This window comes from Asanoa hainanensis (assembly GCF_900188485.1).
In the GTDB taxonomy this organism is placed as follows: Bacteria; Actinomycetota; Actinomycetes; order Mycobacteriales; family Micromonosporaceae; genus Asanoa; species Asanoa hainanensis.
In genome coordinates this window covers 142,667-164,159 of record NZ_FZPH01000011.1, presented here as the reverse complement: position 1 = coordinate 164,159, position 21,493 = coordinate 142,667, and the positions used below count along the sequence as shown (strand labels likewise).

Here is a 21,493-nt window from a genome sequence, read left to right as displayed (position 1 = left end):
TTGGTACGAAGAAGTCGTGGGCGATCGCCTGGTGCGCTGGGGGCTCCCACGAGCCGCCAATGCCGTGCCCCTGCTGATGGAGTTCGTCGTCGTCGCCGTGGCGACGGTGCTGTCCATCCGGCTCGCCCTGTTCATCACCGGCTATCCCCAACTCGGCGGCAACGGCCTGCACATCGCGCACGTCCTCTGGGGCGGCCTGGCGATGGCGGTCGGCGTGATGGGGCTCCTCTCGTTCAACGGGAGGGTGATCAGACCCGTCGGCGCCTTCATCGCCGGCGTGGGCTTCGGGCTCTTCATCGACGAAGTCGGCAAGTTCCTGACCAGCGACAACGACTACTTCTTCACCCCGAGCATCGCGATCATGTACGTGGTGATCGTGCTGCTGGTGCTCACGATCCACGCCGTGCACGGTCGGCGACCCCTGAGCCCACGTGAGTTGTACGCGGCCGCGCTGACCTCGGCGGCGGCCGGCGTGACCAACGGGATGACCGACCACTCGCGGAAGATGGCCCTGCGCCGCATCAACGCGGCCGGGGACCTGCCGGGCGCCCCCGCCGCGGCCGCCCTGGTGCAACAGATCCCGCGGGGACGGGACGAGAGGTACGACGTAAGCCAGGCGGGGTCGCGCGTCGCCGCCCGGATCGCCAGGGTGCTGCGTACCCGGCCCGCGATGATCACGACCATCGTGCTGCTGCTGATCCAGGCCGTGTCGACGCTCGGCATCGCGCTGCTGATCCTGTCGACGTTTCTCGCGCGGGAGGCCGGCGCCAACGCCGTGCTCGTGTTCGACGACCCGGTGCCGACCGCGATCGGCGGCGCGAGCTCGATCGTCGCGGCCGCCTGCGTGGTGTACGGCCTGGTGCGCCTGCGGCAGGGGCGACGGGTGACCGGTTTCCGGTGGATGCAGCGCGCGGTCCTGATCGACCTGCTGTTGACCCGGGTGTTCGAGTTCGCCACGTACCAGTTCGCGGCCATTCCGGCGCTGGTGGTCGACCTGCTGCTGCTGGCGGCGCTGGAGTTCGCCATCCGCGACGCCGTCCGCGCCGAGGCGGCGGTGGACGACGCCACGGCCGAGGCGGAGGAGGCCGGGCGCTGGTCGCCGGCGCGCACCGCGGCGACGGCGGGGGTGGCGGCGGCGCTCGGCACGGCCACGGCGGCGACGACCCGGTCACGGTCCTGGCCCGGCCCCTCTGTGGGTGCCGGCTCCCCGGCGCTCGCCGGGGCCGCTTCGCTCGACGCCGGGTCCGCTCTTCCCTCGGGCGTCGACGATCTCGGGCCGGGTGTCTATCCCGGGCCGGTCGTCGCCTCGTCCGGGCCGGCGCCCGGGTACGCGATGCCGATCGCGGCTCCCTCGCCGGTCGGTCCGCCGTCCGGGGTCGTGGCGGAGCCGTCGCCGGCCGGCCAACCGCTGCCGGCGGAGCCACCCGCCCTCGGTGGGCCGGCGTCCGCGCCGGTGGTGGTGCCGGGCGCGCCCGCGGTCGGTGGACCGGGTCCGTACTTCGCGTCCCTTCCGGTCGCCTCGGCGTCGGCGGGTTCCGGTGTCGGGCGGGCGTTCGGCGGGGCCAGGGCTTTCGCCGCGGCGGGCGGGTCGGCGGGGCCTGACGTGCCGGCTTCATCCGGGTCTTCGGACTTCGGCGGCTGCCACTCGCACGGCGGCGTGGTCGGGGGAGCGATGGCGGCCGGCTGCGGCGCGTTCGCGGGCGGCCTGGTGGCGGGCATGTCGACCAGGTCCGCAGCGGCCACTTCTTCCGGCAGCGCGGCCGACGCGGACGAGATCGTGGGCGAGGTGCTCGACGACGGGCGGTCCGGCGACCATGACGTCGTACCCACGTTCGACCCTGTGTCTGACGACGACGTGGGCCGGTCGCCGCGGAGTGTCGGCGGGCAGCCGCCGGCGGCCACCTGGGTCGGCGACCGGCGCAGCAACGCCGGTTCGAAGCGCTACGAAGGTCCCCGCGAATCCACTGTGGAAGATCGGTCGAAGGTGACCCCGCCGCCTTTGTCGTAAAGGTTTTTCGCGTTATCCTGCGCGCCAAACGCCTCGGACGTACCGTGAGCCCATGGCGGTTATCGGCATTGACATCGGCGGCTCGGGCATCAAGGGCGCGCTGGTCGACATGAGGCGTGGCGAGCTGACCGGTGAACGCTTCCGGGTGGACACGCCGCAGCCTTCCAACGTGAAGAGTGTCGTCGCGGCGGTCGGCGAGGTGGTTCGCCACTTCAAGACCCGGCCCCAGCGTGTCGGCATCACCTTCCCCGGCGTGATCCAGAACGGCGTCGTCCGCACCACGGCCAACGTCGACAAGTCGTGGATGAACACCGAGGGGGCCAAGCTCTTCTCGCGCGAGCTGCACCTCCCGGTCGCGCTCATCAACGACGCCGACGCCGCCGGCATGGCGGAGATGGAGTTCGGTGCGGGCAAGGGCCGCAAGGGCAAGGTCGTGATGCTGACCTTCGGTACGGGCATCGGCAGCGCGGTCTTCATCGACGGCATGCTCGTGCCGAACACCGAGTTCGGCCACATCAAGATGCACGGCGTCGACGCGGAGAAGCGCGCGGCGGCCCGGGTGCGCACCGACGAGGACCTCGGCTGGGGCGCGTGGTCGAAGCGGGTCCGCAAGTACCTCCAGCACCTCGAGCAACTGCTGAGCCCCGACCTGTTCATCGTCGGTGGCGGGGTGAGCCGCAAGTCCGACAACTTCCTCGACCGGCTCGACATCGAGACCGAGGTCGTACCGGCGATGCTGCTCAACAACGCCGGCATCATCGGCGCGGTCCTCGCGTCGCCGCAGGCCCGCGACGGCCGTTCGATGACCGCTACGGGTGGGGCCCGGAAGGCGGCTCCCGCGCGCAAGACGGCTTCGGCCGGGGGCACGCGGAAGGCGGCTCCCGCGCGTAAGACCGCGTCGGCCGGGGGCACGCGCAAGGCGGCTCCGGCCGCCCGGAAGGCGACCAAGTCGGCCACGCCGCGCAAGGCCACCAAGTCCTCGACGGCGCGGAAGTCGTCGACGGCGCGGCAGTCCTCGACGGCGCGGAAGTCTTCGACGGCGCGCAAGTCGACAACTGCGCGTAAGTCGACGACGGCGGGTAAGTCCACAACCGCGCGTAAGTCGACGGCGGGGCGTAAGTCCACGACGGCGAGCAAGGCGGCGACGCCCAGCAAGTCGACGGCGGCCAAGGCGACGACGGCGCGGAAGTCGGCGGCCCGCAAGGCTACGACGGCGCGGAAGTCGACCGCGGGCCGAAAGGCGACGACCGCCCGGAAGTCGACGACGGCGCGCAAGGCACCGGCCACGCGCAAGTCGACGACCGCCCGGAAGGCGACCGCGCCCCGCAAGGCTTCCACGGGTCCGGCCCGCCGGTCCGGCACGGCGCGCAAGGCCAGCACGAGCCGGGCCGGCACCGCCCGCAAGGCGTCGACCGCGGGCCGCAGGTCCACCTCGGCGCGCAGGTCCACATCCGCGGCGCGGAGTTCCACATCGGCGGCCCGCAGGTCCACATCGGCGGCGCGGAAGACCACGAGTGCGGCGCGCCGGACGAGCTCGACGGCGCGGGCGACCAGCCCGATCCGCAAGTCGGCGGCGCGGAAGAGCGGCTCGCGGTCCAGTCGGTAGGTGTTCCGGCGGCGCCGGGGTGTGGGCTCAGCCGACACCCCGGGCGCTGACCGCGTAACCTGCTGATAACGGAGGTCGTACCCGGGGCGCCGCGGGTGGGGATGGGCTATATCCTTGCTAAGTGGCAACGATTGACGACGCCTCCGTCACATTGACGGTCAGCCGGGTGGACCGGCCGGATGTGGTGGTGTTGCGCCTCGCCGGGGAGCTCGACCTGAGCACCGCCCCGCACCTCAGCGAACGCATCGACGAGGTGATCGGCGACGGGCGTACCCACCTCGTCATCGATCTTCAAGACGTGACCTTCTGTGACTCGACCGGAATGTCGGCCTTCATCCGCGGCCACCACCTGAGCTCCGCCGCCGGAGGCTCGCTGCGCCTGACCGGCGCCCGCGGGGTCGTCGCCCGCGTACTCAAGATCAGTGGTCTGGACACGCTGCTGAGCGACGACACCTGACACGCCCTGCCGCGTACGGGCCAATGTGGATTTAATTCCGCAAAACGCCCCGAAACGCGGTAATGCCTCGGGAGGATGGCCGGGAGGGGAAACGACTGGCTGCTTGGGGGCGAGCTAATGGACTTCTCCATCGTCGAATCCGGCTACGACCGCGACGAGGTCGAAAGTTGCCTCATGGACCTGGGCGAGCAGCTAGCGGCGGCGACCGCAGCCGCCGAGGGCGCCGCCACCATGCGGGTGGAGCTCGGAATGGTCCGCGCCGAAGCGGAACGCCTGCACGAGATGCTCCGGGCCCGCCCCGCCGTCTACCGCAACACGCACCGGGTGCAGCAGATGGTCGCCCTGGCCGAGGAAGAGGCCACCGAGATCGTCTCCGAGGCGCGCGAGGTGCTGGCCAAGGCCCGCGAGGACGCGCAACGCATCCGGGCGGAGGCGTACAACGACGCCGTCAAGGCCCGCCGTGACTTCGAGCTCGCCCTGGCCGCGCGCCGCCGCCGCGAGGACGCGGCGGACAAGGTCCTCTCCACGATCTCGTTCGAGCCGGCACCGGTTGCCGCTGCCTCCGTCGTAGGCTCCGCCCCCGGGAGCGCGAAGGCAGCCAGCGTCCGGGCAACCGCATCAGCGGCGGTGGCGAAGGATGCTGCCGCTGGCGCGGCGGCGGGTGCCGGGTCCGCGGCGGCGGGTGCCGGGTCTGTGGCGGCGGGTGCCGGTTCTGCGGTGGCGGGTGGCGGGTCTGCGGTGGCGGGTGCCGGTTCTGCTGTGGCGGGCGGCGGGTCCGCGGTGGCGGGTGCCGGTTCTGCGGCGGCGGGTGCCGGGTCCGCGGTGGCCGCGGCCGGTCCGCAGCGCAACGATGGCGGCCGGCTGCACGACTCCAGCCAGGCCGCGGTCAAGGGCAACTCCGCCAGTGGTCGACACGACGCCGCGCGCCCGTCCCCGACGCCGGTCAACGGCGAGATGGGCTCTGTGCATGACGCGCCCCCCGCCGAGCCGCCGGCGAAGCCAGGCAAGGGTGGCCTGTTCGGCAAGAACGGCCTCCTGGGCAAGGGCCGCGCCAAGGGTGCGTCGACCAAGAAGGCGAAGGGCTCCGCGCCAGCCGAAGCGCCAGAATCGACCGGCACCGCCAAGCCCAAGGCGACGGGCCGGGCCGGCGTACCTGGCGGCATCGCCCCCGGTGCCGCTGGGTCGACCGCCCGCAGTGGAGCGGCGAAGGCCCCCTCCGGCGCGGCCGCACCTACTGGGACCGCGCCAGCGGATCCGTCGAAGGCACCGGCGGCCCCGAGCGGGCAGGCCGGCTCGAACCCTCCCATTGGCTCTGGCAAGGCGCCCGCGGCTGGCCCGGCGACTGGGAGCGGCTCCGCTCCGGCTACCGGCCCTGTCGCAGGCAAGGCGCAGGTGCCCGGCTCGGCGGCCGGCAACGGGTCGAACGGCAACGCCCCAGCGGCATCGGGATCCACGCCCGCTGGCTCCGCGTCGAGCAAAGCCCCAGCAGCCGGCTCGGCCGCTGGTGGGCAGCGGGCTTCGAACGGGAACGCGTCCGCTCCGTCTGCCCGTCCTGGCGCGGGCGAGGCTCCGGCGGCCGGCTCGGGGGCTGCGGTTCGCGGGCAGACCGGCTCGAGCGGCGATGCGTCCGGTCCTGCCGCCGATGCCGGTGCGGGCAAGGCTCCGCTTGCCGGCTCGGCCCGGCCGGCGGCCGCCGCCGGGCAGGCGGGTTCGAGCGGCACTGGGTCCGCTCGTGCCGCCAGTCCCGGTGCGGGCAAGACCGCGGCGGCGGACTCGGCTGCTGGTAGGTCGAGCGGGCAGACAGGTTCGAACGGGAACGGCGGGGCCTCCGTGGTCGGCCCGGCGGCGGGCAAGGGCTCGGCTGCTGGTGCATCGGCTGGGCAGGCGGGTTCGAACGGGAACGGCGCCGCGTCCGTGGCCGGTCCGGCGGCGGGCAAGGGCGCGGCTGCTGGTGCGTCGGCTGGGCAGGCGGGTCCGAACGGGAACGGCGGGGCCTCCGTCGTCGGCCCGGCGGCGGGCAAGGCGCCAGCGGCGGGCTCGGCGACTGGGCAGGCGGGTTCGAATGGGAATGGCTCTGGCTCCGTGGCCGGCCCCGTGTCGGACAAGCCGCCGGCTGCTGGGGCGTCGGCTGGGCCGGCTGGTTCGAACGGGAACGGCGCCGCTTCCGCGGTCGGCCCGGTGTCTGGCGGGACGTCGGCTGCCGGCCCGGCTGCTGGGGCGTCCGCCGGGCAGGCGGGCTCGAATGGGAATGGCTCCCGTCCTGCGGTCAGCCCCGCGTCGGGCAAGGGGCCGGCTGCTGGGGCGTCGGCTGGGCAGGCGGGTTCGAACGGGAACGGCGCCGCGCCCGTGGCCAGCCCCGCGTCGGGTAAGGCGCCGGCGGCGGGCTCGGCTGCGGCGACCTCCAGCGGGCAGGCCGGCTCGAACGGCTATGTCGGGCGGCCCGCGTCCGACGGCAACGGCGCCCCTGGAGGGAGCAGCGCTTCGGGCGCGGGTGCTGTTGCCGGCAACGGTGCCTCTGGTGCGTCGGCACCTGCCGCTGGCGACCGGGCTGACGCCGGTGTGGCGCGGGACCGTTCCAGGAAGGCGGACGGTGCCCTGGGCAGTGGCGGCGCGTCCGCTCGGGCGGGCGGTGCCGCGGGCCAGGAGACAGCTGATCGGTCGGCGGCGCCGGGTGGCGGAAGCACCACAGGTGCATCGACCGGCGCGGCTGCGCAGGGCGGACAGGCCGGCCGGGCCGGTGGCTCTCGTGCGACTGCCGGTGGTGGCGGTGGGCGGGGTGCGACCGCAGGGCGTCCGGCCAACGGTGACGGGCGTAACGGCCGGCCCGCGCACAGCGGCGGTGGGCGGCCGTCCGAGAACGGCGGGCGCCAGGGTGACAGCGGTTCGGCGGCCGGCGGTCAGGGCGCCGCGGGTTCGGGTGGTGCCAGTGGCAAGCCGACCGGCGGCGGGTCCGACACCGGGAAGTCGGCGGAGAGCGCGGATAACAGCCCCTCTGGCCATACGAGCGCCCTACGGGCTTCGGAGCTACCGGTAAGAGACGGAAACCCACAGCGAAGCGCAACAAGCGGCGACGGGGCTGGTAGGGCCGACGATCCGCCGCGGCCGGCGGGGCTGTCCGCGCAGGCCGACGTCGGTGACAACGGTCTGGTGGGCGACGGGGGATCGCTGCCCAAGCTGCGGTCCGGCGCACCGGACGGTGGCGCAGGGACGGCGGCGGGTCCTCGGCCCAGCACGCCTGGGGAGCCCAAGGCGCCGCGGTCAGCCGTACCCGGGAATGGGTCTGCTGCCGTTGACCCTGATGGCCAGGACACGTCGGGCGGTGCGGACGGCGCGGACGGCAACCGCAAGGACGGCAACGGCAAGGACGGCAGCGGCGAGAACGGCGGCGGTGACGGCAAGGACGGTGATGGCAAGCAGGGCAAGGGCAAGTGGCCTCGGCTCCGTGGGCGGCGGACGTCCGTCATCCGTTGAGACGAAACGACCCGGGCGGCCAGGTGGCCGTCCGGGTCGTCTGCCCGTACCCGAGATCAGGTGAGCGCCTCGACCACCGCGGTGGCGTTGGCCTCGTGCTGGGCGTACGCGTCGGGGAACGCGGACACCTGTACCGCCTGGGCGGCACCGGCGATGGACATGTTCTGCCAGCCGTACACCTGCTCGAGCGCGGCGAAGAACTTCGACGCCGAGATCGACGGCGTCATGAGCTCCTGGACCGTGCCCCAGCCGGTGCTGGTGCGCTGCTGGAACAGCCCGACCGAGTCGTGGTCGTAGCCAGTGCCTTCGTTCGGGTAGTTCAGCGACTCCGGCAGCCCGGTGTTGGCCAGGTTGAGGAGCCGGCTCTCCTGCATCGAGGTCGCGATCGCGACGATCAGACCCCGTTCCGGGATGCCCATGCTGACACCGGTCTTGACGATCGTGGCGGCGTTGTTCATCTGCGCCTGCGTCAGACCGGCCACCGGAGCGACAACGGTCGGCTTCGGCTTGGGCGTGGCGGCCTCGGTGGCCGGGGTCGCCTTCGTGGTCTTGCGGGGGGTTGGCTTACGGGTGGTGGTGGTCTTCGTCGGGGCCGGCTTTGCGGGGGTGGTGGCCGTCGACGTGGGGGTTGGTGTGGGGGACTGGGTGGGGGTGAGGGCTTCACGGGCGCTGGACCGGGACGCGCGTTGCTGCGCCTCGGTCAGGTCGCGCTCCGCCGCGGCCTGCGCTGCCGCCTGCTCCGCCGCCGCCACCGAGGTGATGGCGCGGGCCGGCTGGTTGGCGTCGCGGGTCTCGACCGCGGCCGCGAGGCCGAGGCAGCAGGCGAGCCCGGCTACCAGGCCGACGCGCGCGGCGGGGGTCTTGAAAAGCGGTTGAAGCCGGTTACGCAGCTTGGTCAGCTCATTCGACTCGACCTCTCGTCTGTGGCGCCCGGTTGACTGTTCGCCTGGGGCGACCTCAACCGAACGGCTAGTCGGGTGTATTCCGTCATGTCGATGTTTTCCGATTTCCTTGCGCGGCACCCGGAGAGGTTAGACGGGGCTCGCACCAGTTTGACCAGGCACTTTTGTGGCCTGCGCCACATTTCTACAGTGGCCACCTAGTCAGGCGGGACGACCGTGGGAGGGCTCGGGCCGGCAAGGTGCCATACCGGCTTGTCCGTTTAGTCCATGCACACGCGGACAAGCCGGGCAGTTCGGAAGCGTCCACCCGCAATCGGGGCCGAAGCCGCTGCCTCGGCCGAATGGGGGACTAGTGGACGCCGTCGGTACGAGTCCGGGGTCGGCCCGGCGTACGGTCGTCGCCTGTTCGCCGCTTCCCGTTCATCCGTGGACCGCATCGCGAGCTGAGGCTCATTGTCCGTAATGAACGATGAGGCCGTTAAGTGGGCTTCGCCGGTCATGGCAGTTTTTGTCCATGGTCCGCGCCTGCTGGAATCGGCCTTGTCTCGGCGCCGGGAGGACTTGATCGCTCCGGGATCTTAAGTGGAGTCTTGTCCTAACGAGGGCTGAATGCCGGAAACCGGTAGTTTGCCGCGAATTTCTGGTGTCCTGTGGCTACCGGTGACCGGCGGGGGTTGATGGCGATGGGGCGCGGTAGGCGCGGCGTTGTGAGGTCGCTCGTTCGGCGAAAGCCCGGGCGACCGCTGACCCCTTCCCGTCGGCGGGCGCTGCTCGGCGCGCCGCTCACGGTGATGTTCGTGCTGGCCGGCGCCGCACCGGCCGCCGCCGACGCGACCGTGTTCGCACCCAAGGCGGTGCCCGGCCGGACCACCGTGATCGACGTGTGGTGCGGCGCCCGCGCGACGACGGCCAGCGTCGACGTGCGTCCGTTCGGCGGGCCACCCGAGCTGCCGCTGGCCCCGTACCCGGCCGGCGGACCGGGCGCCTTCCGCGTCACCTACCTGGTCCCGGCCGACGCGACTCCGGGTCGTTACGACCTGACCGCCGAGTGCAACGACGGGCTGGCCGGCGACGCCACGCTGGTGGTCGGACTCCCGGCCGCCGCCGCGGCCGAGACCACACCCGACGGCCGCCGGACCACGCTTGCGTTGCTGGCCTCGTTCGCGATCGTGGCCGCTCTGGCGGGGGGCGGCTTCGCGCTGGCGCGTCGCTTCGGTCCGCGCTCGCGTCTGCGGATCTGACGGGGCTCGACTGTCTCTGGTTGCGGCCGGCTTCGTGTTGGTGCGTCGGGTTCGGTCTCCGCTCGCGTTTGCGGATCTGACGGGGCTCGGCGGCGCGATCCGATCGCGGCTGCGTCGTCATGGGCGGTCGTCGACGAGGATGATCCAGTCGTCGTCCTCCTTTTCCGTCGTGGTGCCGGACGGCCAGATGTGGGTCTGGTTGGCGGTGGCTCTGGCGTGGTCGACGTTGGGGCGGCGGCGCATCGTCGCGCCGCCGAAGCTCGCGCGGGCGTGGAACTCGGCCCGGCCCAGGTTGACCGCGCCCTGGAACACGGCGTTCTCGAAATAGGCGTCGCCTTCGAAGACGGTCCACCGGAAGAACGCCATGTCTTCGAACGTCGCACCGCGGAAGCCGGCGTAGGCGGCGAACGTGCCGCGCTCGACCGAGAATCCACTGTGGAAGACGGCGCTGCGGAACGAGGCCGTGTCGGTGAAGGTGGCCCGGTCGAGGGTGACCGTGTTGTCGAAGGCCGCCTTGTCGAACGAGGCCGACGCGAAGCGGGCACGCTTGGCGGAGACCTCCCCGCCGAATCGGGCACCGTCGAACGTTGCCTCTCCACCGAAGACGGCGTCGTCCAGGACGAGCTCGCCCGACGTGGTGAGCCCGTCGAGGACGGCTTTCTCGAAGGTGGCGCGGGTCAGCGCCAACCGGCCCTCGGCGTGCGCGCCGGTCAGGCGCGTGGTGCCGACGAGCCGGGCGCCCGTGAAGTCGGCGTCGACGAGCGTGCAGCCGCTCGCGTCGAAGTCGACCAGCCGGGTGCCGGCCAGGTCGAGCCGAACCTCAGGCCAGTAGCTGTCCGCAAGGTCCGCGTGCAGGTGCCGGGTGAGCAGCCGCTGGGCGCTGCGGCGTACCTCGTCTTCATGGGTCCTGGCGCCGTCGTCCTCGCGATCGCTCTCGTCGCTCATGCGTAGGTAGGCGCAGACCACCGCGACCACGGTCTGCCGCTGGCCGGCGTTGTCCTGGGCCAACCGTTCGAGCGCGTGGAGGCCGCCGAGCCGTACCGCCGCCTTGTCGCTGCCCAGCAGGTCGACGGCCTTGGTGAACAGGTCGGTCACGCGGCGCTGGGTCGCGTCGTGTTCCGCGAGGCGGGTCTGCTCCTCCTGATGCCGTTGGGTTGTGGTGGCGACCTGCTCGGTGTGTGCCTGGATGCGTTCGCGGTGCGAGTGGTCGCGGGTGGTGACGAACTCCTGGTGGCGTTGGGCCCGCTCGCTCAACCGCTGTCGCCGTGCGGCCAGGAGCAGCGCCAGCCCGCCACCCGTGCCGGCGACCACTGTCAGGCCGGTGCGGATCGCGTCGACGCGGAGCGTGGCACGGGTGTCGACGCTGGTGGCCCGGTCGGCCTCGCCCAGCAGCCAGTCGAGGACCAACCAGCCCAGGGCGATGGCGAGCAGCACGCCGACGAGCACGTACCACCACGGCATCACGCGAAGGTCGTCGGTGCGCTTGGGGTCTGCCACGGCGAAAAGCATGCCATCGATCGGTCAAGCGGGCGGATTGGCCTGTGGATAACTCTCGATTGTGGATAACGTCGCGGCGCGGCGCGTGAGGACTACCGTGATTGCCACCTGAATCGCGAACAGCACCGCGACCACCTGGACGGTGGCGGGCACGAGCGGTGCGACCAGGATCAGCGCGACGCCGACCGGCGGCGTCAGGAGAAGGAGGCCACGCTCATGCGGCACGTAATGGAGCACCCACACGGACAGCGTGTAGACCGCGACCGGGATCGCGACCGCATAACCCGCGGCGGTGTCCGAGATATGGCCCTCGCCGATGTGGTGCACGACGTTCACCACGAGGCCGGCCCCGACCGCGGCGGCTGAGCTGAAGATCAGATAGTGGCCGTAGCTCCAGACGAAAGCCCATTTGGGCTGCGGTCGTGTCTCGCGGTCGAAGTAGATCCACCACATCGCGAAGACGATGACGATGCCGGCCGCCGCGAGCCAGATCAGGTCCGCGTCCGCGCCGCTGCCGAGCCCGCTCTCGAACGCCAGCGACGCGGCCAGCACCGACTCGCCCAGCACGATCAGGGTGAACAGGCCATACCGTTCGGCGATGTGGCCGGGGTGCCACGCGGTCATCCCCGTCCGCTCGGCCCACATCGGGATCAGCAGCTCGGCGATGACCAGCCCGAGGAAGGTCCAGTACGCGGCGGTCCCGCTCGCGAGCAGGAGTAGCCACCAACCGATCTGCACGACCACCGTGCCGACCGCGTAGCGGACGGCCGCCGGGCGATGCGACGGGTCCGACACGGCGGCGCGGATCCACTGGCCGACGTTGGCGAACCGCATGACCGAGTAGCCGATGGTGACGATCAGGAAGTCCTGACTCTCGAAGGCGCGTGGCACGCCGGCCGCGATGACCAGCGCGCCCACGATCGCCACCAGCACGGTGAGGCGGTAAATGTCGTCGTCGGTGTCGTAGGCGGAGGAGAACCAGGTGAAGTTCATCCAGGCCCACCAGATCGCGAAGAAGACCATGGCGTACGAGCGCAGTCCGTGACCGAAGTGGTGCTCGGCGACGTCGTGCTCGAGCAGGGTGGCCGCCTGGGCGACCGCCACCACGAAACACAGGTCGAAGAACAGCTCCAACGGCGTCGACGCGCGGTTGGCCTGGGTCGAGGACCGGGACCGCATGGGCCGGTACCAGGTGCGGCGCGGGGCAGTCGTCACGCAGGCACCTTTTCACAGCGCACGGCGAAAGAGGGTGGTGCGAGAAACGCGGCGAGTCGGTGTGGCGTTCGGTCCTGGACGTAGCGACGGCGGCGGCCACCGGCCGACCGTGCCGTGGGCAGCTGCGGCGGCACCGGCCGGTCGGGCGTGGGCAGCGGCGGTGGCCGCGGGCCGGTCGGGCCGTGGGTAGTGGCGGGCGGCGGCCGCGGGCCGGTCGGGCCATGGGCGGCGGTGGCGGGCGACGGCAGCGGGCCGGTCGGGCCGTGGGCGGCGGTGGCGGGTGACGGCCGCGGTCCGGCCGCAGTCGTGGGTGTTGCGGCCGGGACACCAGGGGAGTCGCGGCCCTTCTCAGGGCTTGGCGCCTGTGGTGGTGAGGATGAGGTCGGCGACCAGGTCTGGGTCGTCGCTCATGGGTACGTGTCCGCAGCCCACGAGATCGACGTGCCGGGCGTGTGGCAGGCCGCGGCGGGCGACCACGGCTTGGCTGGGCCGCAGGATCAAGTCCCGGGTGCCCCAGGCGACCGTCACGGGCACGGTCGGCTGACCGGTGAAGGCATAGCCGCGGCTGGCCCGGGCGATTGCCCGGAAGGCCGGGCCGTCCCGCAGCGCGGCGGTGTCGGCCATGGCGCGTTCGAGGCTGATCCGGCCAGGTCGGGACAGCAGCATGCTGAACGCGGCGGCGCGGAGGCGAGGGGAGCGGAGCACGGTGCGTACGACGGGAGTAGGGAGGTGAGAGACGACCCGGAGGGCGGTGAGCACCGAGACCGCGTAGCGGAGCTGGCCGGCGCTGGCGAAGCCCGCGGGTGACAGGGCCGTGGCCGAGGCGACCCGGCCGACGGCGGCGAGCTCCAACGCGAGAGCCCCGCCCAGGCTGTTGCCGGCCACGTGCGGGCGCGGGTCGCCGAGGGAAGGGCCGAAACCGAGGGAGGTGAGGAACGAGGTCAGGGCGGCTACGAGGGTGGGCATTCCGGCGGGACCCGCGGCGGACACGGGCGAGTGGCCGAAGCCGGGCAGGTCGACCGCGATCACGTCGTGGTGTTCGGCCAGCCGGTCGAGCACCGGCTCCCAGGCGCGCCAGTGGTGGCCGATGCCGTGCAGCAGCACCAGCGGCGGGCCGGCACCGTGGCGTTCGTGGACGAGGTCGGTCATCGGGACTGGGGCGCGGTGTTGCGGCCGTAGCCCCGGCCGAGGGCGGCGAGTTGGGCTTCGAGCTCGGGTACGGACGTGGCGGCGGCGCGCCGGCTGACCCAGCCACCGAAGGCTCCGTTGGCGACAGTGCGGAAGGCGGAGGCGATGGCGATCGAACGAGGAACATAGACCCGGCGCCGGCGGCGGTCCACCGCGTCCACGAACGCGGCGGCGCACTTCTCCACCGGCACGCTCCGGCCGAACGGGCCGGGGAGGCGATCGAGGGCGGCGCGGAAGGTGGGCAGGTCGTCCTTGACGTCGCGGACCATGTCCGTGTCGACCCAGCTCATGTGGGCGGTGCCGACCTCAACGCCGCGGTGGGCGAGTTCGAGGCGGATCGCGTTGCCGAAATGTTCGACGCCGGACTTCGCCGCGCAGTAGCCGGACATGCCGGGCAGCGCCGCGAAGGCGGCGGCTGACGAGACGAGGAGGTAGTACCCGCGGCGGGCGGACACCGCCGCCACCGTGGCGCCGACCGTGCGGACGGTGCCGACGAGGTTCACCTCGATGGTGCGGACCAGCGCCTCCAGGTCACCGACCGCGATCGTGCCGCGGTTGGCGATGCCGGCGTTCGCGACGACGGTGTCGATGCCGCCGAACGCGTCGACCGTGCCTTGGACCGCAGCGTCGAGGGCGGCCTGGTCGGTGACGTCGGCCTCGAACCAGCGCGCGGCGTCACCCAGCGAGGCGGCCAGGTCGGCCAGGCGGTCGGGCTCGAGACCGACCAGGGCGACCCGGGCACCGCGGGCGACGGCGAGCCGGGCCGTCTGCGCGCCGATGCCGCGCGCGGCACCCGTGATGAACAGGACGGTGTCCTTCACGCGATCACCTCCGTGATGGTCAAGTGCGAAAAGCCTGCCATGGCGGGGCCCGGTCAGGGCAGGGCCACGCGGCGGTACGCGGTCGGGGTGAGGCGGCGGGTGCGCGGTCAGTTCGACCAGGCGGGGCCCGGGTCAGGGTGGGGCCACGCGGCGGTGCGCGGTCGGGGTGAGGCGGTGGGTGCGCGGTCAGTTCGACCGGGCGGGGGCCGGGTCAGGGTGGGGCCACGCGGCGGTGCGCGGTCGGGGTGAAGCGGCGGGTGCGCGGTCAGTTCGACCAGGCGGAGCCCGGTCAGGGTGGGGCCATGCGGCGGTACGCGGTCGGGGTATAGCGGCGGGTGCGCGGTCAGTTCGACCAGGCGGGGCCCGGTCAGGGCAGGGCCACGCGGCGGTACGCGGTCGGGACGAAGCGGCGGGTGCGCAGCCAGTACGACCAGGTGTGGCCGGGCCAGAGGGCGGAGACGCGGCCGTTGCGGTCCTGGTACCAGCTGTGGCAGCCGCCCGAGTGCCACACCGTGCCGGCCATCCGGCGGTCGACGGAGGCGACGTAGCCGGCCTGCGCCGCCGGCGTCGGCTCCCACGCCCCGCCGCCGGCCGCGTCGATGTGGCCCAGCAGACGCAGCAGGTGGTCCAGCTGGCATTCGATCATGAATACCACCGACGTGTGGCCGAGCCCCGTGTTCGGGCCGAGCAGCAGGAACAGGTTCGGGAAGCCGCTGACGCCCGAGCCCAGGTACGCCCGCATGCTGCCGTCCCAGGTCTCCGCCAGCGTGCGCCCGTCGGCGCCGCGAATCAGCGAGGCCAGCGGCGGATCGGTCACCTGGAAACCGGTGCCGAAGATGATCGTGTCGGCGGGGTGAAGCGCACCGTCCGCGGTGGCCAGCCCCGTCGGCGTGACGGAAGCGATCGGCGACGTCACCAACGCTACGTTCGGCCGGGTCAGCGCCGGATAGAAGTCGTCGGAGAGCAGGACCCGCTTGCAGCCCATCCGGTACGCCGGGGTCAGCGCCCGCCGCAGCTCGGGGTCCGCGATCGACGCCGCGAGATGGCGGCGCGCCGTCCGTTCGGCGAGTCGCATGACCGGCGGGTGCAGGAAACCCAGCGCCGCCAGCTCGCGTCCCCAGTAGACGCCCGCCCGGGCCAGCCGCCGCAGCGCCGGGACCCGGGCGAAGGCACGTAGCTCGCGGGCCGAGAACGACCGGTCCCGGCGCGGCACGACCCACGGCGCCGTCCGCTGGAACAAGGTCAAGCTCGAGACCGACGGCGCGATCCTGGGTACGAACTGCACCGCCGAAGCCCCGGTCCCGATCACCGCCACCCGCCGGCTGCCAAGGTCGAGATCGTGGTCCCACCGGGCGGAATGGAACGCCGGGCCGGCGAACGAGCCCAGACCGGGCAGGTCCGGCACCACCGGCGCGGACAGCGGTCCGCCGGCGGCGACGAGAAAATCAGCGGTGTACGTACCTTGCGATGTCTCGATAACCCACCGCCCCGACTCCCAGGCGGCACCCCGCACCTCGTGGCCCAGCCGCAGCCGCGGGCGCAGGTCCTGCGCGCACCGCCGCAGGTACTCCCAGATCTCCGCCTGGCCGGAGAAGCTCCGGGTCCATCCCGGGTTCGGCATGAACGACAATGAATACATGTGGGACGGAACGTCGCAGGCGCAGCCCGGGTACGTGTTGTCGCGCCAGGTGCCGCCGACCTCCGTACCCCGGTCGAAGACGAGAAAGTCCTCGTGCCCGGCCCGGCGCAGCCGCAGGCCGGCCGCGATGCCACCGAAACCCGCGCCGATGACGGCGATCCGACTGTGTCGGGGTTCTGCCGGCGCGGCGTCGCTGCCCATGATCGGCTCACCTCCACAAGCAGCCATCCGGAGGCGACACCCATGACCGCCCCGCGCACCGCGGCCGCCGTCCGCGCGAGCCTGGAGCTCGCCCTCGCCAACGTCGTTGCCGAGAAAGGCTACGCCGCCACCACCATCGCGGACATCGTGGCGAGCGCGCGCGTCTCGAAACGCACCTTCTACGAGCACTTCACCGACAAGGAAGCGTGCCTGATGGCGTTGTACGACGCCGCCTGCGCCCGGATCATGGCGGTGCTGAGAGCGACGGGCGACCCGGACCAGCCCTGGCCCGACCAGATCCGCGCCCTGACCGATGCCTACCTCGCCACCCTGGACGCGATGGTCAACCGGGCGATCGTGGTCGAGATGCAGGCCGCCGGCGTACGGGCGTACCGCATGCGGCAGCGCATCCAGCGTGAGTTCGCGCAGACCCTGGTCGACGTCGTCGAGCGGGCCCGGGCCACCAACCCGCGGGTCGACGCGCTCAGTCCGACGATGGCGCTCGCGCTGTGCGGGGGCATCAACGAGCTCATGCTCGACGTCGTCGGCGCGTCGGGTGACCCCGGCGCCGACTTCTCCGGTCTGCGGGAGCCGGTGGTCGCGCTCTTCGCCGCCGTCGTGCCCGAGCGGCCGTCCGCATAGGACAGCCGTGGGACAGCAACGCGACAGTCGGCTCACAGGTGGGGCACAGGAAACGGCTAAACGGCGCACAGGGAGCGCCGGCACGATGAGGAGCATGGTCACGATCGGTGATGGGCGGATAGCGGACTTCCGGCGGCTCGACGGCGCGCCGATCAGAGTGCTGGTCGTCGACGACGAGCCGACGCTGACCGACCTGCTGCAGCTCGCCCTGCGCTACGAGGGCTGGGAGGTGCGGGCCGCCGGCAGTGGCGCCGACGCCGTGCAGGAGGCCCGCCAGTTCGAACCCGACGTGGTCGTGCTCGACGTGATGCTGCCCGACTTCGACGGCCTCGAGGTCATGCGGCGGCTGCGGGTCAGCGCGCCCAACGTGCCCGTCCTGTTCCTCACCGCACGCGACGCCGTCGAGGACCGGGTCGCGGGGCTGACCGCCGGCGGCGACGACTACGTGACCAAGCCGTTCAGCCTCGAAGAGGTGGTGGCCCGGCTGCGGGCGTTGATGCGCCGCGCGGGGGTCGGCGTCAGCGCCCGCGAGGAGGCCGTGATCACGGTCGGTGACCTGACCCTCGACGAGGACTCGCACGAGGTACGCCGAGCCGGTACCCTGATCGCACTGACCGCGACGGAGTTCGAGCTGCTCAGGTTTCTGATGCGCAACCCGCGGCGGGTGCTCAGCAAGGCGCAGATCCTCGACCGGGTGTGGAACTACGACTTCGGCGGGCAGGCAAATGTCGTGGAGCTCTACATCTCGTACCTCCGGAAGAAGATCGACGCCGGAAACGCACCAATGATCCACACGCTGCGTGGCGCGGGGTATGTCCTCAAGCCCGCCGACTGAGCCGCCGGAGGCGCTCTCCCCAGCGCCTCCGGCGCCTCGTAGGCGACGGCGCACCATGCGCGCCCGACTGCTGCTCACGGTCGTCGCGCTGCTCGCGATCGTCCTGCTCGCCACCGGCGCGATCACCACGGTCGCGCTCCACCGGTCGCTGGTCGGGCAGGTCGACCGGCAGCTCGCCGCGAGCCAGTCCCGGGCGGGCCTGCCGCCAGCGGGCGAGCGCCCCCGCGACGCACCACCCGACGGCGGCCAGCCCCGCGACGGCCAGCCCGACGGCACTCAATCGGACAACGGCGCGCAGCCCAGCAACGGGGCTTCGCCGACCGACGGACCCCAGCCGACCAGCGGCGCTCAGCCCAGCAACGCGGCTCAGCCCAGCGATGGCGCTCAGGCCAGCGGCAACGGGAGTCAAGGCGGCGACGGGAGTCAAAGCGGCGACGGGACCCAGGGTGGTGACGGCAGCCAGAGTGGCAGCGGCACGCAGAGCGGCGGAAACCGGCCGCCCCCGCCGCCGCGCGGTGGTCCACCTCCGCCGCCACCGCCGAGTGTCTGGACCGACGTCGGTCCGGCCATCAACGGCCAGGCCCCGGACACCGTCGCGGCCCTGGTCGACAACGGCACCGTCACCCTGACCGGCCGCCGCGACCCGGACTCGACCACCGACATCCTCGAGGTGCCCGCAGCGGCACACGCCGCCCTGGCCAGCGTCCCCGCCGACGGCGCCGCGCACACACGCGACCTGGCCACGCTGGGCTCGTACCGGCTGGCTGCCCGGACGGACGACGGCTACACCGTCGTGATCGGACTCCCGCTGGACCCGACCAACGACACGATCCGCGACCTGCTCATCGTCGAGTCGGCCCTCGCGCTCGGCGCGTTGCTGCTGGCCGGGGGCGCGGGGGCGTTGATCGTCCGCCGCGAGCTGCGCCCGCTCGAACGGGTCGCCGCCACGGCCGCCGAGGTGACCGCCCTGCCGCTGCACCAGGGCGAGGTCGCGCTGCCGATGCGCGTACCCGACGAGGACACCGACCCGACCACCGAGGTCGGCCGGGTCGGCGCCGCGCTCAACCGGCTGCTCACCCACGTCAGCGACGCGCTCGCCGCGCGGCAGGCCAGCGAGACGCGGGTACGCCAGTTCGTCGCCGACGCCAGCCACGAGCTGCGCACCCCGCTGGCCGCGATCCGTGGCTATGCCGAGCTGACCCGCCGCAACCCGGGCCCGGTGCCGGCCGACGTCGCGCACGCGATCCGCCGGGTCGAGTCGGAGAGCGCCCGGATGACCTCCCTGGTCGAGGACCTCCTGCTGCTGGCCCGCCTCGACGCCGGCCGCCCGCTCGCCGACGGCGCCGTCGACCTGACCGCGATGATGATCGACGCCGTCGGTGACGCGCACGTCGCCGGCCCGGGCCACCACTGGCGCATCGAGCTGCCGACCGAGGCGATCGTGGTCGCCGGCGACGACCTGCGGCTGCACCAGGTGCTGGCGAACCTCCTGGCCAACGCCCGGACCCACACCCCGCCGGGCACCACGGTCGTGGCCGGCCTCGAAGCGCGCGACGGCGTGGCGATCCTGACCGTCACCGACGACGGTCCGGGCATCCCCGGCGAGCTGCAGGGCGAGATCTTCGACCGGTTCGCCCGGGGTGACTCGTCGCGGTCGCGGGCCGCCGGGAGCACCGGCCTGGGCCTGGCGATCGTCTCCGCCGTCGTCGGCGCCCACCGCGGCGAGGTCACCGTCGCCAGCGAGCCGGGGCGAACGGCCTTCACCGTACGGCTGCCGCTGTTCGATCAGTCCGATAAAACGGACGAATAGCAGCAAAGTCCGGTTTGTCAAACACGCCAAGCGGGTACGCGCGTACACGGGATCGAAGGGAGCCACCATGACCCGGAGTCGAACCATGGGATCGGGAATCGCCCTCGGTCTGGTGATCGGGGTCGTGTTCGGACTGTTCGTCTTCGACAACATGGCGATCGGCATCGGCGCCGGCGTCGGCATCGGGCTGGCGATCGGGATCGCGCTGACGGCCGGCAACGGGGCCGAAGAGAAGGACGAATAACTGTCGTACCCCGATGCGATGCTTCCGTCCATGAGCAGCCCGCACGAGTCCCGCGCACCCCGCACCGGCGGGGTCATCTGGCGGCGCGCGGTCACGACGACCCGGCAGGCCCGCATCCTGCCCGACGGCTGCACCGACCTGATCTGGTCCAGCCGCACCGGCCTGACGATCGCCGGCCCCGACACCACCGCCGCCCTGGCCGACCTGACCGCCGGCGACCACGTGGTCGGCCTACGCTTCCCGCCCGGCACCGGCCCGGCGGTGTTCGGCGTCCCGGCCACCGAGCTCACCGACCAGCGCGTGCCGCTCGGCGCCCTATGGCCGGCCACGGCGGTCGCCGAGCTGACCGAGGGCATGGCCGAGGGCGACGGCGAGGTGCTCGATCGGGTCGCTGCGGCCCGACTGACGAAAGCCGGCGGCCCCGACCCTCGGGGCCGACAGATCACCAGCGCCCTGGCCGCAGGCGAGTCCGTGGCCAGCACCGCTGCCAGCCTCGGCCTGACCGAGCGCCACCTGCACCGCGCCAGCCGCCACCTGTTCGGCTACGGGCCGAAGACCCTGGCCCGCATCCTGCGCATGCGGCGCGCGCTGACCCTGGTGCGACTAGGCATGCCGGCGGCGCGCGCGGCGGCCGAGTCCGGCTACGCCGACCAACCGCACCTGTCGCGCGACGTGCGCGCCCTCGCCGGCGTCCCCCTCAGCGAGCTACGCGGCTAGCTCGCTGCGGCAGGCGAGCCGCGCGGCAGCCGAGCCAAGTGGCCCCCGAGCTGCGCGGCAGGCGGCCGTTGGGCGGGCCGAGCCGAGCTGGGCCGGGCCGGGCCGGGCCCTACGACGGTAGGGCCGCGAACAGGTCGACCGCGTTGCCGTCTGGGTCCGACAGGGTGGCGTAGCGCTGGCCCCAGAACGCGTCGAAGGGTTCTAGTTCTCCCGCGTGGCCGTCCTTGGTCATTCGGGTGTAGACCTCGTCGACCTCGGCCGGGGAGTCGCAGGCGAAGGCCAGGGCCATCCGGGCCGAGCCCGTCGGTGGCTGCCAGCCCGGGTGGAACGAGCGGATCGTCTCCACCGTGTCGAAGGCCAGCCGCAGGCCTCCGGGCAGCGTCACCTCGGCGTGCGGCGCGTTGTCGGCGTCGGCCGGGATCGACAGGCCCAGCGCGCGGTAGAACGCGAGCGATCGGGCCATATCGGCCACGACCAGCCCGAAAAGGTCGATGCGAACAGTCATGAGATCACCGTAGGCGGCGGGCGGAAGTCAAGTCTTGAACGAATCGGACCCGTGCATGTCGGACAAAACATGTCGAACGGTACGCTGCGGACGCTGCGCGGATCCGATCTCAAGCGTAGGGTCGGGGCACGGCACATGACATTCAACCGTCAGGGTGGGAAACGGGTGGTGTCAGCGCGATGACGCGGTGTCGGGGAGGACGGGGCAGTTAACACCGATTGCTTGCACCGACCGCGGGGGCGGTCGCGTGAGCGCGGGTGGCGAACGAGGGAGGAGAGGGCGGGATGGAATCGCATCTGGCCTATCTGGACGCGGGATCCGGCAGCCTGATCGTGCAGGCGCTGGTTGCCGGCACGGCCGGTGTGGTGGTGGCCGCGAAGTTGTACTGGCGGCGGGTGACCAGCGTGTTCCGACGTAAGACGCCGGCCGAGGCGACGGCAGCACCAGTGGAGACCGCCACGCCGGCGGCGGCGACGGCCGACAAGGACTGAGCG

The 21,493-nt window shown here is 72.6% G+C and carries 18 protein-coding genes; 11 read left to right on the top strand and 7 right to left on the bottom strand.

All coding sequences use genetic code 11. The annotated features are described in order from the left end of the window. Positions 1–16 precede the first annotated feature (16 nt). From CHC05_RS25380 to CHC05_RS40895, 4 genes are all read left to right on the top strand, one after another. Positions 17–2,008, top strand: coding sequence for a hypothetical protein (locus tag CHC05_RS25380; protein ID WP_089253072.1), 1,992 nt, complete (start codon positions 17–19; stop codon positions 2,006–2,008). A gap of 52 nt (positions 2,009–2,060) precedes the next feature. Beyond that, positions 2,061–3,614, top strand: a complete 1,554-nt coding sequence (ppgK, locus tag CHC05_RS40900; RefSeq protein WP_144022762.1) for a polyphosphate--glucose phosphotransferase — start codon at positions 2,061–2,063, stop codon at positions 3,612–3,614. A 121-nt stretch (positions 3,615–3,735) separates the two neighbouring features. Then, complete coding sequence (locus CHC05_RS25370; protein ID WP_245871212.1) at positions 3,736–4,071, top strand: STAS domain-containing protein; 336 nt, start codon at positions 3,736–3,738, stop codon at positions 4,069–4,071. Between the two features lie 117 nt (positions 4,072–4,188). Continuing rightward, positions 4,189–7,542 carry a hypothetical protein gene (locus tag CHC05_RS40895; RefSeq protein WP_144022761.1) on the top strand — a complete coding sequence of 1,118 codons (3,354 nt, stop codon included), beginning with the start codon at positions 4,189–4,191 and terminating at the stop codon, positions 7,540–7,542. A gap of 56 nt (positions 7,543–7,598) precedes the next feature. Here CHC05_RS40895 and CHC05_RS40890 read toward each other — a convergent pair whose 3' ends face one another. Then, positions 7,599–8,525, bottom strand: a complete 927-nt coding sequence (locus tag CHC05_RS40890) for a hypothetical protein (protein WP_425426846.1) — start codon at positions 8,523–8,525, stop codon at positions 7,599–7,601. A gap of 626 nt (positions 8,526–9,151) precedes the next feature. Between CHC05_RS40890 and CHC05_RS25350 the strand changes: the two genes are divergently transcribed. Next, the gene (locus CHC05_RS25350; RefSeq protein ID WP_144022759.1) at positions 9,152–9,685 is read left to right on the top strand and encodes a hypothetical protein; all 534 of its coding nucleotides are present in this window, start codon (positions 9,152–9,154) and stop codon (positions 9,683–9,685) included. Positions 9,686–9,802: 117 nt separating this feature from the next. Here the strand turns inward: CHC05_RS25350 and CHC05_RS25345 are convergent, their stop codons facing one another. The 5 genes from CHC05_RS25345 to CHC05_RS25325 form a co-directional block, all read right to left on the bottom strand. Next, positions 9,803–11,182, bottom strand: a complete 1,380-nt coding sequence (locus CHC05_RS25345; RefSeq protein ID WP_144022758.1) for a pentapeptide repeat-containing protein — start codon at positions 11,180–11,182, stop codon at positions 9,803–9,805. Between the two features lie 24 nt (positions 11,183–11,206). After that, entirely contained in the window at positions 11,207–12,397 is a 1,191-nt protein-coding gene (locus CHC05_RS25340) for a low temperature requirement protein A (RefSeq protein ID WP_245871211.1), read from the bottom strand. A gap of 348 nt (positions 12,398–12,745) precedes the next feature. Further along, positions 12,746–13,546 carry an alpha/beta fold hydrolase gene (locus CHC05_RS25335; RefSeq protein ID WP_089253064.1) on the bottom strand — a complete coding sequence of 267 codons (801 nt, stop codon included), beginning with the start codon at positions 13,544–13,546 and terminating at the stop codon, positions 12,746–12,748. Then, a complete protein-coding gene (locus CHC05_RS25330; protein ID WP_089253063.1) occupies positions 13,543–14,406 on the bottom strand; it encodes an SDR family oxidoreductase in 864 nt (287 codons plus the stop codon). The genes CHC05_RS25335 and CHC05_RS25330 overlap by 4 nt, the downstream gene beginning before the upstream one ends. A gap of 367 nt (positions 14,407–14,773) precedes the next feature. After that, positions 14,774–16,246 carry a flavin-containing monooxygenase gene (locus CHC05_RS25325; protein ID WP_089253062.1) on the bottom strand — a complete coding sequence of 491 codons (1,473 nt, stop codon included), beginning with the start codon at positions 16,244–16,246 and terminating at the stop codon, positions 14,774–14,776. 42 nt (positions 16,247–16,288) lie between these two features. Here CHC05_RS25325 and CHC05_RS25320 point away from each other — a divergent pair, with 42 nt between their 5' ends. The 5 genes from CHC05_RS25320 (at position 16,289) to CHC05_RS25305 (ending at position 20,494) form a co-directional block, all read left to right on the top strand. Then, entirely contained in the window at positions 16,289–16,888 is a 600-nt protein-coding gene (locus CHC05_RS25320; RefSeq protein WP_089253061.1) for a TetR/AcrR family transcriptional regulator, read from the top strand. A gap of 94 nt (positions 16,889–16,982) precedes the next feature. After that, positions 16,983–17,723, top strand: coding sequence for a response regulator transcription factor (locus tag CHC05_RS25315; protein WP_425426845.1), 741 nt, complete (start codon positions 16,983–16,985; stop codon positions 17,721–17,723). A 55-nt stretch (positions 17,724–17,778) separates the two neighbouring features. Beyond that, on the top strand, positions 17,779–19,533 hold the full coding sequence (locus CHC05_RS43125; protein WP_089253059.1) for a sensor histidine kinase: 1,755 nt from the start codon (positions 17,779–17,781) through the stop codon (positions 19,531–19,533). 67 nt (positions 19,534–19,600) lie between these two features. Beyond that, a complete protein-coding gene (locus CHC05_RS41635; RefSeq protein ID WP_179266356.1) occupies positions 19,601–19,777 on the top strand; it encodes a glycine zipper domain-containing protein in 177 nt (58 codons plus the stop codon). A gap of 30 nt (positions 19,778–19,807) precedes the next feature. Further along, positions 19,808–20,494, top strand: coding sequence for a helix-turn-helix transcriptional regulator (locus CHC05_RS25305; protein ID WP_089253058.1), 687 nt, complete (start codon positions 19,808–19,810; stop codon positions 20,492–20,494). Positions 20,495–20,603: 109 nt separating this feature from the next. Here CHC05_RS25305 and CHC05_RS25300 read toward each other — a convergent pair whose 3' ends face one another. Continuing rightward, positions 20,604–20,999, bottom strand: a complete 396-nt coding sequence (locus CHC05_RS25300) for a VOC family protein (RefSeq protein WP_089253057.1) — start codon at positions 20,997–20,999, stop codon at positions 20,604–20,606. 284 nt (positions 21,000–21,283) lie between these two features. Between CHC05_RS25300 and CHC05_RS25295 the strand changes: the two genes are divergently transcribed. Further along, a complete protein-coding gene (locus tag CHC05_RS25295) occupies positions 21,284–21,490 on the top strand; it encodes a hypothetical protein (RefSeq protein WP_089253056.1) in 207 nt (68 codons plus the stop codon). The last annotated feature ends 3 nt before the right edge of the window (positions 21,491–21,493 follow it).